Annotated in this window: 14 protein-coding genes and 1 pseudogene; 7 read left to right on the plus strand and 8 right to left on the minus strand. The window is 61.6% G+C overall.

The window, feature by feature from the left end; genetic code table 11:
- Positions 1–132 precede the first annotated feature (132 nt).
- The gene (locus tag PVW27_RS19150; RefSeq protein ID WP_432762104.1) at positions 133–1749 is read left to right on the plus strand and encodes an ISL3 family transposase; all 1617 of its coding nucleotides are present in this window, start codon (positions 133–135) and stop codon (positions 1747–1749) included.
- Between the two features lie 49 nt (positions 1750–1798).
- On the opposite strand, the gene merA is transcribed toward PVW27_RS19150, so the two are convergent.
- The 4 genes from merA to PVW27_RS19170 are packed head-to-tail and all read right to left on the minus strand — an operon-like array spanning position 1799 to position 4179.
- On the minus strand, positions 1799–3223 hold the full coding sequence (gene merA / locus PVW27_RS19155; protein WP_274560491.1) for a mercury(II) reductase: 1425 nt from the start codon (positions 3221–3223) through the stop codon (positions 1799–1801).
- Positions 3224–3227: 4 nt separating this feature from the next.
- On the minus strand, positions 3228–3461 hold the full coding sequence (gene merF, locus PVW27_RS19160; RefSeq protein ID WP_274560493.1) for a mercury resistance system transport protein MerF: 234 nt from the start codon (positions 3459–3461) through the stop codon (positions 3228–3230).
- Between the two features lie 4 nt (positions 3462–3465).
- Positions 3466–3771 (minus strand): heavy-metal-associated domain-containing protein, encoded by a 306-nt coding sequence (locus PVW27_RS19165; RefSeq protein ID WP_038068071.1) that lies wholly within the window; start codon positions 3769–3771, stop codon positions 3466–3468.
- A gap of 18 nt (positions 3772–3789) precedes the next feature.
- Positions 3790–4179 carry a mercuric transporter MerT family protein gene (locus tag PVW27_RS19170; RefSeq protein ID WP_043772411.1) on the minus strand — a complete coding sequence of 130 codons (390 nt, stop codon included), beginning with the start codon at positions 4177–4179 and terminating at the stop codon, positions 3790–3792.
- Between the two features lie 75 nt (positions 4180–4254).
- Between PVW27_RS19170 and PVW27_RS19175 the strand changes: the two genes are divergently transcribed.
- Entirely contained in the window at positions 4255–4671 is a 417-nt protein-coding gene (locus PVW27_RS19175) for a MerR family transcriptional regulator (RefSeq protein ID WP_274560500.1), read from the plus strand.
- 57 nt (positions 4672–4728) lie between these two features.
- Here PVW27_RS19175 and PVW27_RS19180 read toward each other — a convergent pair.
- Positions 4729–5208: pseudogene (locus PVW27_RS19180) on the minus strand (hypothetical protein); the annotation flags it as partial.
- Between the two features lie 501 nt (positions 5209–5709).
- Here PVW27_RS19180 and pqqA point away from each other — a divergent pair.
- The 5 genes from pqqA to pqqE are packed head-to-tail and all read left to right on the plus strand — an operon-like array spanning position 5710 to position 8815.
- Positions 5710–5817: a pyrroloquinoline quinone precursor peptide PqqA gene (pqqA, locus tag PVW27_RS19185; protein WP_274560502.1), complete on the plus strand. Its 108-nt coding sequence runs from the start codon at positions 5710–5712 to the stop codon at positions 5815–5817.
- Between the two features lie 25 nt (positions 5818–5842).
- On the plus strand, positions 5843–6730 hold the full coding sequence (gene pqqB, locus PVW27_RS19190; RefSeq protein ID WP_274560504.1) for a pyrroloquinoline quinone biosynthesis protein PqqB: 888 nt from the start codon (positions 5843–5845) through the stop codon (positions 6728–6730).
- Complete coding sequence (gene pqqC, locus PVW27_RS19195) at positions 6727–7455, plus strand: pyrroloquinoline-quinone synthase PqqC (RefSeq protein WP_274560505.1); 729 nt, start codon at positions 6727–6729, stop codon at positions 7453–7455. Before pqqB ends, pqqC begins: the two co-directional genes overlap by 4 nt.
- Complete coding sequence (pqqD, locus tag PVW27_RS19200; RefSeq protein ID WP_274560507.1) at positions 7452–7739, plus strand: pyrroloquinoline quinone biosynthesis peptide chaperone PqqD; 288 nt, start codon at positions 7452–7454, stop codon at positions 7737–7739. Before pqqC ends, pqqD begins: the two co-directional genes overlap by 4 nt.
- On the plus strand, positions 7736–8815 hold the full coding sequence (gene pqqE, locus PVW27_RS19205; protein ID WP_274560509.1) for a pyrroloquinoline quinone biosynthesis protein PqqE: 1080 nt from the start codon (positions 7736–7738) through the stop codon (positions 8813–8815). The genes pqqD and pqqE overlap by 4 nt, the downstream gene beginning before the upstream one ends.
- A 45-nt stretch (positions 8816–8860) precedes the next feature.
- On the opposite strand, the gene PVW27_RS19210 is transcribed toward pqqE, so the two are convergent.
- From PVW27_RS19210 to PVW27_RS19220, 3 genes are all read right to left on the minus strand, one after another.
- Entirely contained in the window at positions 8861–9436 is a 576-nt protein-coding gene (locus tag PVW27_RS19210) for a c-type cytochrome (protein ID WP_274560511.1), read from the minus strand.
- Complete coding sequence (locus tag PVW27_RS19215; protein WP_432762105.1) at positions 9433–10695, minus strand: PQQ-dependent sugar dehydrogenase; 1263 nt, start codon at positions 10693–10695, stop codon at positions 9433–9435. The genes PVW27_RS19210 and PVW27_RS19215 overlap by 4 nt, the downstream gene beginning before the upstream one ends.
- 506 nt (positions 10696–11201) lie before the next feature.
- On the minus strand, positions 11202–11877 hold a 676-nt coding region (locus PVW27_RS19220; RefSeq protein WP_274560513.1), incomplete at its 5' end, for a transposase.

Here is an 11877-nt window from a genome sequence, read left to right on the forward strand (position 1 = left end):
AGACAAAATCTCATATTTAAAGGCAAAGGGTGGCCGTTGATTTCGTTGGATTTCTCATCTCACAATTAAGGGCTCTGCCTCACTTTGTGTGGCGGAACTATCCTGAAACTGGAAAATTCAGGAGGGATAGTTGTGAATTCGAAGAAGCACTGGTCGCCTGGGGGCGAAGTTTCGATTCAAAGCGTCGAGCGAAGTGATTCCGGCGGGTGGATTGTATCGGGCAGTCTGACACCAAACGGCATCTGCCCAGACTGTGGATTGCATTCACGCCGACGTCACGGCTGGCGGCGTCGGCGGCTGCAGGATTATCCCGCCCATGGAGACGAGGTGACGGTTGATCTCGCGGTTTGCCGTTGGCGATGTTTGGCGCCCGCTTGCCCACGCCGGACTTTCTCGGACCAGATCGCCTCGATTGCGCGTCCTTTTGCACGTCGTACTTCGCGTGCCGGGGAGATTGTCAGCCATCTTGGGCATGCGGCCGGCGGGCGGCCCGCCGAGCGGCTCTTGTACCGTTTGGGCCTTGGGGTCAGCGATGACACGGTGCTCAGGCAGCTGAAGAAGTGTGTTCAAGGCACCGCCGAGCCGCCGACGGTCATCGGGATCGACGACTGGAGCTGGCGGAAGTCGCAAACCTACGGCACGATCATTGTGGATCTGGAGCGTCGCGCGGTGATCGACATTCTCGAGGATCGAGATGTCGTCAGCTGCACCAACTGGCTGAAGCGTCACCCCGAGGTGGAAGTGATCAGCAGAGATCGGTGCGGTCTCTACGCCCAGGCTGCACGGCAAGGAGCGCCGCAAGCGAAGCAGGTCGCTGACCGGTTCCATATCGTGCAGAACCTGCGGCAGGCCATCGAGGAGCAGATGAACCTTCACGGCCGTGCGACCGGCAGGGCGCTGCTGTCCGACGCCGACAACATCACCGCCGCCGGAAGCCTTCTGAAGTCACGCCTTGCGCACAGGACGTCTCGGGAAGAGATTTTCACCACCATCCATGTGCTCCGAAATCAGGGGCTTACCTGCAGCGAGATTGGGCGGCGAACAGGGTTCCCTCGTCGCAGCATCGCGAAATGGCTGCAGTTCGAGACGCCGCCGGACCGCAGGCGGGCAGCTTTGAAGCCGACTTCGCCGTGGTACTTTGAAGAGTTCCTGAGCCAAAGCTGGAATGGCGGAATTCGAACTGGAAGCGCCCTGTTCCGTCTGATCCGAGAGCGTGGCTACGAGGGGAGCCCGACGCATTTGCAGCGGCTGCTGGCGGGGTGGCGCAGAGCCGAAAAGCAAGCGAAGGGCCCTGCCTTGGAGCACCAGATCCTGGAACCGGTCCGGGACCCGGAAACGGGGCACGCGATCTCCCCGGTCATCGCGGCAGCGCTGTGTATCAAACCCCGCGGAAAACTCACCCCGGATCAGGCGCGGAAAGTCGACGCGCTCAAGGCTGGCTCTCCCGCCTTCGCAACGATGCGCTGCCTCGTCATGCGGTTCAACGGTATCCTGCGTGGCCGCGAGGCAGACCCGCTCCCTGCATGGATCGACGACGCGATCGAAACCGACCTGGCGCCCATCGTGCGCTTCGCACGCACATTGAACCGAGATTTCGATGCGATAAAAAACGCTATCGAGATGCCCTGGAGCAACGGCCAGGCGGAAGGTCAGATCAACCGCCTGAAAACCCTCAAACGCGCCATGTACGGTCGGGCCGGTCCAGAATTGTTGCGGGCGAGAATGCTACCGTTCCGCCACACAGATTGAGGCAGAGCCCAATTAAGGGCTACGCGACAGCTGGATAAATCTGCTCGTTTCATCCAGCGCAGCACGACAGCTTCGCGACATCCTTGTCGAAAGTCTGCGCGGCGAGTTTCAGCCCCTCGACCGTTGTCAGATAGGGGAAGATCGTCTCGCCGAGTGCCTTCGTCGTCATACCGATCTTAAGCGCCATGACCAGCGTCTGCACGCTGTCTGCCCCCTCCGGCGCCATGATCACGCCGCCAAGCAGACGGTCTGTCGCCCGGTCCGCGACCAGCTTGATCAGCCCGCGCGTATCGCGCGCGGCAAGCGCGCGAGGCACGTTGTCGAGGGTCAGCACGCTGGTCTTGACGTCATGACCCGCCGCGCGCGCCTGCGCCTCAGTCAGCCCGACCCCGGCGACCTGCGGATCAGTGAACACCACCCAGGGCATCGCCGCATTGTCGTATTGTTCGGCCCCGCCCATGACGGCGTTGCGGGCGGCCAACTTGGCGCCATAGGCGGCCATATAAACGAATTGATCGCGGTCCGTGACGTCACCCGCGGCAAAGATCCCGGGCTTTGTGGTCTGCATGTCGTCGCCAACCCGGATCGCACCGCGTGCGTCGGTCTCGACGCCCATCTCCGCGAGGCCCAGCCCCTCGGTGTTGGCGGCGCGCCCCGTCGTCAGGACGAGGCGGTCGGCCGTCAGTTCGCGCTCCGCGCCATTCATCGTCACGGTCAGCACCGCACGGTCTCCGTCGCGCCGCGCGGCGTGATAGGTTGCGCCGTCAAGAACCGTGACACTCCCGGCGCGCAAGACCTCGGTGAGCGCTTGCGCCACCTCCGGCTCGGTGCGCGGCAACAGGCGCGAACGGCAGACGATGGTAACCCGCGTGCCCATCCGCGCCATCATGTGCGCCAGCTCCACGCCGATATAGCCGCCGCCGAGGAAGATCAGGCTTTCGGGCAACTGGTCCAGATCCAGCAGCGACGTGCTGTCGAGCGTTGGTACGTCCCGGACCCCAGGGATGTCGGGCCTGGCCGGTCGACCGCCGGTGGCGACGATCACCTTGGGAGCCGTGATCCTGCGCCCGCCGACCTCGACCCCGCCGGGGACGAGACGGCCTGGACCCTCGTCGAGATAGGTCACACCCTCGTAGCCCGGCAGCAGATCGGCGTACTTCTTCTGGCGCAGTGTAGCGACAAGATCGTCCTTGGCCGCAACCAGCGCCGACCAGTCGGCGACCTGCGCCTCTCCGCTGAGGCCCGGGAAACGATGCGCCGACTGCGCACTGTGCAGGGCTTCCGCAGCGCGGATCATCGTCTTGGAGGGCACGCAGCCCACGTTCACGCAGGTGCCGCCGATGGTCCCATGCCCGATCAGCGCGACGCGCTTGCCGCCCTCGGCGGCGGTGATCGCGGCGGAGAAGCCAGCCGATCCGGCGCCGATCACGGCGAGGTCGAAATCGCCCGTGGGCGCCTTGGTTTCGAATTTCATGAACTCATCCATTTTCTTGAGATGCCCTGCGCCGCTGCCGCCGCCAGACGGCATAGATGGTTAGGCCGATTAAAAACGCCAGCGCGGGCAGCAGCACATAGTCGAGCCAACCCAGCCAGGCCGACAGGCCCACGGCGCCGAGAAGAACGACCAGGATCGGCGTGAAGCAGCAGAGCGCTGCGATGACGGTGCCGACGACACATGTTGCAATCAGCTTGCGGTCTGTCCGCTCGGTCATCCCGTCAACCCGAGACGCGCGCCGGGTAGCCTGCATTGGCCGACGCGGTGGCGATCGCCTCTGCGCTGGTCGCGGCGGTGTCGAAGACGACAGTAGCGGTGCGCGCCTCGAAGTCGATCTCGACCGCGTGCACGCCTTCGACGCCCTCCATCGCGCGCTTCACGGTGACCGGACACAGCGCACAGGTCATATTGTCCACCGCGAAGGTGAGGGTCTGCTCGGCGGCGACGGTTTGCGCGACGGCAGGGATGGCCGTGATGGGTGCTGTGGCGGTCAGGCCGAACAGAACAAGGGCAAGGATCGTCTTCATGAGGGTGTCCTTTCGAGATCAGTAGAGAAGCGGAGCCCACCAGTCGATGGTGAGTGCAGCGAGGACGAGGATCAGGGAGGTCCAGAGAGCGGACTTGGTGATGCGCGCCGAGGATGGGCGCGCGCAGTAGGAACCGGGCTCGCAGACGGTCGGTTTGCGGAAATAGACCTGCCGGAATCCCGCCCCGATGAAGCCGAGCGAAATCACGGCGAAGATCGGCTTGAAGGGCTCCAGCGCCGTCAGGTTGCTGATCCAGGCCCCCGAGATACCGAGGGTCAGCAGCACCAATGGTCCGACACAGCAGGCCGAGGCGAGAAAGGCGCCCATCACCCCGCCCGCCGCAAGCCAGCCCTTTCGGGCGGGGCGATCCGCTGCTGAGGTGTCAGTTCTGTCGTCTGTCAGCGCCATGTCGCGCACCTTTCGTCTGTGGTTGACGATGGGTGTAGGGTCTGTAGTAGCTACAGGCTCAAGAGGAAAACCCCCATGATCGATCACGAAAGCGAGAGCAGCTTAACACGCGGCGACCTGGCCCGGGCGACCGGATGCAACATCGAGACGATCCGCTATTACGAGAAAACCGGCCTGCTGCCCGACCCGCCGCGCAGCGCCGCAGGCTACCGGATATATTCCGCCGCACACGCCACGCGCCTTCGCTTCATCCTGCGCGCCCGCGAGATCGGGTTCTCGATGGAGGACATTCGCGGGCTGATGGGGCTCGACGATGGTGCCGCGCCGACCTGCGCCGAGGTCAAGGAGCGGACAAAACGTCACCTTGCGGACGTGCGGGCGAAGATCGCGGATCTCCGGCGGATCGAATCCGTCCTCGCTGCAACGGCATCCAGGTGTTCTGGCGCCGAAGTCCCCAACTGTCCGGTGCTCGACGCGATTTCTGGAAACTGAAAACTATGACACGAACTTCCCGAACTCTTGAAGCTCCCATGCATCGAACTGGAAGATTCAAGATCGTGCCGCTACCCATATCTTGAATCGCCCCTGGCCGGTCACCTCGCGGATCAGGCCTCGCGCTTCCATCCAGGCAATATTGCGTTGAACGGCGGCACGGCTAGCGTTGGTCAGGACCTCGCCCATCGGGGTAGAGACAAGGGGCCATTCGGTAAGCACAGCGCGCAAGGCGCGCGGGGTCTTGCCCGAAAGCGGTGTCATTTCGGCTTCCGCCCGCGCTGACCATGCTTCGACATCGTCTAGGTGCCGCATTGCTGTCAGACATGCCGTCTCCATCCCCTCAAGCCAACGCGCCAAACGATCAGCGGGTGGGCCGCCAGCGCGCAGCCCCCCTGCCCCACCCATGGCCAGAGGTGCAAAGACTGCTCCCTTGCCCTCGCTGGCCGCGATCCGCGCGGCCGTGACTGCCGCTTCCATTCGATCGCCCTGCTGCCCAAGGCCCGCAAGGCTCCAGAGGTGATAACCCGCTGTCGCTTAGCCCTTAATTCCGAGACATGGCACTTTGATCCCCAAATTTTACCCTTAAATACGAGATTCCGGCGCCTTCCAGTGGAGTTTCCTTGTCTTTCCGTAGTATCTCTGATCGAACTCTGTCTCAGCTTTACAGGCAAAATTTCGGAATTAAGGGCAAAATATCATATTTAAGGGCAAAGCACAGCCGCTGATTTCGTTGGATTTCTCATCTCGTAATTAAGGGCTACGCGACAGCTGTCCAGCTTATCAGCTGTCCAACCCATCGAATAGCCACCGAAAAAGCTGACTGCCCGCACGACTGCCCGTTCTTGAACACGGTTGTCGGCTGCCAAAGATTGGTAAAGCGATCCGATTGGCTGGAGTTCGCTCTTGGTGTGCCTTGACAGATGCCCGGAGAATCCGCCACAGATTGACTGTGAGGTCGCTGGATAAAGCCAAACGCTTGTTGCGGCTCAATGCGAAAACCTCGTCATGAACAAGCTACATATGAGAGGAGAACCAATGTCTTGGAGTGCGCCGAAAATTAAGGAAGTCAACTGCGGCATGGAAATCAACATGTACGCCCCGTCCGAAGATGAACGCCGCGGATACGAGCCGGACCTGTTCTAAGCACAGGTAACGCGGAGGACCTGAGGTGAAGTTTCTTGTCTTGGGCGCTTCCGCGGGTGGCGGGCTGCCACAGTGGAACTGTGGATGCCGAAATTGCGAAGATGCCCGGCGCGGGGTCATACCTGCGTCCGGGCAATCTTCATTAGCTGTTTCCTTGGATGGCGACAGTTGGGCGATTATAAATGCCTCGCCTGATATCAGGCAGCAGATGCTGGACCGCCCCCAAATGCACCCGCGTGCCTTGCGCGATACCCCGGTGGCCTCGGTTTTGCTGACCAATGGGGATCTCGACCATATCGCGGGGCTCTTGTCGCTGCGCGAGCAGACGCCCTTCGTGTTGTATGGGACAGGCGAGATACTCGATATTCTGGCTGCGAACCGGATCTTTGACGCGTTGAACCCGGTCAAGGTGGATCGGCGCAGCGTCAGCCTTGGGCGGGATTTCGAATTGCTGCCGGGGCTGTCGGCCCGGTTGTTCGCCGTGCCCGGAAAGGTGCCGCTGTTCATGGAAAGCGCCGCCGTCGCCACGGACCTGATCGGCGAGCAAACCGTGGGTGTGCGTCTGGCTGCAGCGGGAAAGGTGGCCTATTATGTGCCCGGCTGTGCCGATGTGACCGATACAGTGCTCGGGCAACTGTCCGATGCGGATCGCATCTTTTTTGACGGCACTCTTTGGGACGATGACGAGATGATCCGCACAGGCACGGGCGTCAAGACGGGGCGGCGGATGGGCCATATCCCGGTCAGCGGGCCGGACGGGTCGATGGCGCGGCTGACGGGTTTGCGCGCGGCCAAGACCTATATCCATATCAACAACACGAATCCGATGTTGCAGCGTCATGGTCCCGAGCGGGCCGAGGTGGAAAAATCGGGCTGGACCATCGCGCAGGACGGACAGGAGATTTCGCTATGAGCCGGGAGACACTGGAGGCACGGTTGCGCCAGATCGGTGAGGAGCGGTATCACGACAAGCATCCGTTCCATCATCTGCTGCACGGCGGGCAATGCACCCCGGATCAGGTGCGGGCATGGGTCATCAACCGCTGGGCCTATCAGGCAGCGATCCCGATGAAGGACGCGGCCTTCATGTCGCGTTGCAGCGATCCGGCCATTCGCCGCGCGTGGCGCTCGCGGATCGAGGACCATGATGGCGGGATAGATGAGGGTGGCGGGCTGCGCCGCTGGTTGAAACTGGCCGAGGCGGTGGGGCTGGACCCTGATTATGTCGCCTCAAGCCGGGGTGTGCTGCCCGCGTCGCGTTTCGCGGTGGATGCCTATGTCCGCTATGTGCGTGATATGCCGCTTTTGCAGGCCGTTGCCTCATCCCTCACCGAACTCTTCGCGCCCAAAATCCATGAGAAGCGAATCGAGGGGCTTCTGGAGCATTACGATTTCGCCAATACTGACAGCCTGTCCTATTTCCGCAACCGTCTGGATCAGGCCCCGCGCGATGTGGCTTACGGTCTGAACTGGGTGCTGGAACATGCCGACACGCCTGAGAAGGAGAATCAGGCCTGCGCCGCGTTGATCTTCAAGACCGAGGTGCTGTGGGCGCAGTTGGATGCGCTGCATTCGGCCTATGTCGTGCCGGGGCGTATTCCGCCGGGCGCGTGGAAACCCGGCGAGGGGATGGCGTGAGCCTGCAATTTGCCCCTGATGACCGCCCCTGCCTGCCGCGCGGGGTGCGTCTGCACAAGGATCAGGTGCGCGGGCAGATGGTGTTGCTGGCCCCTGAAAAGGCCATCGAACTGGACGCGATCGGGGTGGCCATCCTGAACCGTGTGACAGGACAGGCGCGTTTTGCAGATATCATCGCGGATCTGGCCCGCACCTATGCGGCGCCGGCTGAGCAGATCGAGCCGGATGTGCAGCGCTTTCTGATGAGCCTGCGCGCACGGCTTTATGTGATGGTGCAACAATGACCAAGGTACCGCCACCCATTGCCATGCTGGCCGAGTTGACGCATCGCTGCCCGCTGAGTTGCCCCTATTGTTCGAACCCGCTGGAGATGGCGCGCAAGGACAGCGAGCTTGATACCGCCACTTGGGTGGATGTGTTCGGCCAAGCGGCGCGGTTGGGGGTGTTGCAACTGCATCTGTCAGGCGGAGAGCCTGCATCGCGCCGCGATCTGGAAGAGTTGACGCAGGCGGCGGCTCAGGCGGGGCTATACACCAATCTGATCACATCGGGGATTGGGCTGACGCCCAAGCGGTTGGATGCCTTGCAGGAAGCCGGGTTGGATCATATCCAGCTGTCGCTGCAAGGGACCAATGCCGCGCTGGCGGATATGATCGGCGGCTATCGAGGCGGGTTTGACCGGAAGATGGCCATTGCGCGTGAGATCAGCGCGCGGGGCATCCCCCTGACGCTGAACGCGGTGATGCATCGCAAAAATCTGGACGAACTGGATCGCACGATCGAGATGGCGGTGGAACTAGGCGCGCGACGGCTTGAGGTGGCCTGCGTGCAGTTCCATGGCTGGGCGGTCAAGAACCGCAGCGCGCTTTTGCCCACGCGCAGTCAGACCGAGGCGGTCAAGGCCAAGGTGGCCGAGGCTGCGCAGCGGTTGCGCGGGGTGCTGGCCTTTGATTTCGTGCCGCCCGATTACTATGCGGATTACCCCAAGGCCTGCATGGGCGGTTGGGGATCGGCGGGGCTGAACGTGACACCCGATGGCACGGTGCTGCCCTGCCATGCCGCCCAAAGCCTGACCCATCTGACATTCGAGACGGTGCGCGACAGGCCCTTGGCCGATATCTGGTACCACAGTTCCGCCTTCAACGCCTACCGCGGCACCGACTGGATGCCGGAACCCTGCCGGAGTTGCGACCGCAAGGAAGTGGATTTCGGCGGCTGCCGCTGTCAGGCGCTGGCCATCGCCGGGGATGGAGGGGCAACCGATCCGGTCTGTGTGAAAGCCCCTGATCATCACAAAGTCGTAGCCCTGCTGGACGAAATGGATGACAATCTTGATCTGGTCTACCGGATCAATCCCTGATCGGCGGTAGGGTGTGATTGGCCGGATGAACCGGCCAATCAAAGGTTATTCGACCATCGTGATCTTGAGGCCGACGGCGGCATACCAATCGGCGATGGCGCGGATTTCCTCATCCGACAGCTCTTGTGCGATGGGTGTCATGATCTCATGCACGCGCTTGCCGTTGCGAAACGCTTTGAGCTGCGTGTCGATGTAGATGTTCGTTTCACCCGCAAGGTTTGGCGCGTCTTCCAACAGATGCAGGCCATCCGCGCCATGACAGGCCACGCATTGTTCGGGTGCGCGGGCCGGGTCCTGCTTCAGATCGACCTCGACCGTATGACCGGAATACCACGCCGCCAGATTGGCGATATCCGCATCGCTGAGGTTGCGGGCGACCACGGTCATCATCTCATGCTCGCGCGTGCCGTCGCGAAAGGCTGTCAATTGGCTTGAGATATAACCAAAGGATTCACCGCCGATATGCGGCGCGATGGGAATCTTGGCAAAGCCTTCGCGGCCATGACAGGTGCTGCACTGGTTCGCCAGTTTCCGCCCTGCGTCACGGTCGCCTGTGGCTTCCGCCATAGTGCCCCCGGCGAGCATAAGCCCGCCGAGGAACGTGATTGTTGCCACTCTCATTCGGCGGGCTTCGGGTTATAGGCGATGCGCCAGATGGCCCCGGCGAAGTCGTCGGACACCAGCATGGAGCCATCGCGCAGGAAGGCGATGTCCATGGGACGGCCACGATATTCGCCCGTTTCCTCGTCCAGCCAGCCATCGGCGAAGACTTCCGTAGAGGCGGCATTGCCATCAGCGTCCAAAGCCGTGAACATCACGCGTGCGCCAATTGGCGTGGTCCGGTTCCACGACCCGTGCTGGGCGGAGAAAATACCGCCGTGATATTTTTCGGGAAAGGACGACTTGTTGTAGAAGCTCATGCCAAGATCGGCGGCATGGGCCTCCATCTCGACCTGCGGCTCAACGAAAGTAACGCCCTCCGGACGCGGCACATCCTTGTATTCCGCGATCTCGTAGCTTGCATTGGTCCAAGGGAAGCCGAAATGCTGGCCGGCTTCGGTCTGACGATTCAACTCCCCGGGGGGGACGTTATCGCCCAGACCGTCAACTTGATTGTCAGTCCACCACAGATCGCCATTCGCGGGGTTGAAATCATGTCCCACAGAATTGCGGACGCCGCGCGTAAAGACCTCGCGACCCGAACCGTCGGTGTTCATGCGGATGATGCCGCCGATCCCGATCTTGTCGTACATTTCAAGCTTTTCAACAGGCTGCACGTTATAGGGCTGACCCAGTGAGATATAGAGCTTGCCATCAGGACCAACCCGGCAGACGCGCGCCGTGTGGTTGAAGCTTTCCTCCTCGGCCGGGACCAGCTCGCCCTTGGCCACAACAACACCTACGGCGGGGTCCGGTCCTTCGAAGAAGAACTCAGCGGCGGGGAAGGTCAGGACGCGGTTACGCTCTGCAATGAACAGAAAACCGTCCGGCGAGAAGCAGGGGCCGTTCGGCACATCGAACGTGATCGAGGGGGCGAAATCCATAACCTGATCCGCCACGCGGTTTCGGTCACGGTCGACGACAGACCAGACTTTGTCCTTGCGAGTGCCAACGAAGGTCACCGTCCCCTGCGGCGCCACAGCCATAGAGCGGGCATCCGGCACCACGGCATAGAGGCTTACTTCAAAGCCATCCGGCACGTTGATGTGCGGCACGATGGCGCGCAGGGCTTCGGCTGTGGCACCCTCTTGCTCCACGTATGTGAAGGTCGCGTCAGTCCGCTGCATATTCGACAGCTTGTCCATGTTGTCTTGTGCCATGGCAGGGGCCACCATGGCACTACTCAATAGCAAGGCTGCTGCCAGTTTAGTGAAACTCATGTCATCCTCCCAAGATGTAAATGGAGAGCTTGAATTTAGCTTTCGCAAAATACGATCTCCGCGGTAGAGGTTTGCTAATACTTCTCGTTACGTCAACGGTTTTTGTGGGACGCTGCGCTGATCGGTGGCATCGATGAGGAAGTGGCACACCGCCCATCCTCAGGCGGCATTCATAGCTCGGCTTCTAGAGCCCCATCGCCTACGAGCGAATGGCAAGGGAAGTGAGCTAAACGCTCTCCACAAAAGCCGGGCAAGTCCACCATGCCTTGCGCCAACAACCGCAACGCATTCGAGGCCAGCAGCCAGAAACAGAGATGGATTGCAATCAAAACGGACAAAGAAGGCGGTCATTCGTGTAGTTTGCAGCGAATGGCAACTCTCCGCCGATTTTGTTGAAAAAGTCGGCCTGAGAACGCGTTTTTGGCTGGCCTCAGTCTTGGATGTCGCCGTTTGGTTCGGGCAATCGCCCGTCGCGCCGCCTTGAGGCGTCTATCTGGCCGCTCAGATCATGCCGTGGCCTCCGAGTTGGCGCACTGAGGCCGCAGCTTCGCGAGTTTTCGTAGGTTCTGGGCGATGGCGGCGAGGAGGAATTCGTCCTTCGCACCATTGGGGCCGCGCAGGCGTAGCCGGCTCAGGCCGAGGATGCGCTTCAAATGGGCGAAGAGCATCTCCACCTTCTTACGCTTGTCGCGGGATACCTTGTAAGCCTTGGTTTTGCGGCATTCGCGGGCGAACTCGCGTGCTTCCTCGTGGGGTTCACGGGTGACGTATCGGGCCTCCGCTTTCGGGCAGCAGCTTTCCTTGGATGGACAGGCCTGAGATGTCGCCTTCAAGGCACGATATTTCTTCCGCCCGCCGGTGTCCTGACCCCGGTTCGGATCGGAGTAGTTCCGGCGATACTGTTTGAGGGCGTGACCCTCGGGGCAGATGTATTGATCATTCGCCTCGTCCCATTCGAAGTCGGATCTGGACCAGGTGCCATCGGTCCGCTCTGATTTATCGATGACAGGGATGAAGGGGATGATGCTGCGCTGTTCGACCAGCCAGCCAAGGTTCTCGGCGTTGCCATATGCCGTGTCGGCCGCCAGCCAATCCGGTCGAATGCCGAACCGCTTCTCCGTCCTGTCCAGCATGATCCGCGAGGCTCCGACCTCAGCCTGACGGATCGCTCTCGTGGCTTCG

It is taken from the genome of Seohaeicola sp. 4SK31, from assembly GCF_028802875.1.
In the GTDB taxonomy this organism is placed as follows: Bacteria; Pseudomonadota; Alphaproteobacteria; order Rhodobacterales; family Rhodobacteraceae; genus Seohaeicola.

Coding starts and splice junctions, on each gene's coding strand:
- merA (WP_274560491.1), bottom strand. CDS start 3,223: ATGAAATTCGAAACCAAGGCGCCCACGGGCGATTTCGACCTCGCCGTG.
- merF (WP_274560493.1), bottom strand. CDS start 3,461: ATGACCGAGCGGACAGACCGCAAGCTGATTGCAACATGTGTCGTCGGC.
- PVW27_RS19165 (WP_038068071.1), bottom strand. CDS start 3,771: ATGAAGACGATCCTTGCCCTTGTTCTGTTCGGCCTGACCGCCACAGCA.
- PVW27_RS19170 (WP_043772411.1), bottom strand. CDS start 4,179: ATGGCGCTGACAGACGACAGAACTGACACCTCAGCAGCGGATCGCCCC.
- PVW27_RS19175 (WP_274560500.1), top strand. CDS start 4,255: ATGATCGATCACGAAAGCGAGAGCAGCTTAACACGCGGCGACCTGGCC.
- pqqA (WP_274560502.1), top strand. CDS start 5,710: ATGTCTTGGAGTGCGCCGAAAATTAAGGAAGTCAACTGCGGCATGGAA.
- pqqC (WP_274560505.1), top strand. CDS start 6,727: ATGAGCCGGGAGACACTGGAGGCACGGTTGCGCCAGATCGGTGAGGAG.
- pqqE (WP_274560509.1), top strand. CDS start 7,736: ATGACCAAGGTACCGCCACCCATTGCCATGCTGGCCGAGTTGACGCAT.
- PVW27_RS19210 (WP_274560511.1), bottom strand. CDS start 9,436: ATGAGAGTGGCAACAATCACGTTCCTCGGCGGGCTTATGCTCGCCGGG.
- PVW27_RS19215 (WP_432762105.1), bottom strand. CDS start 10,695: ATGAGTTTCACTAAACTGGCAGCAGCCTTGCTATTGAGTAGTGCCATG.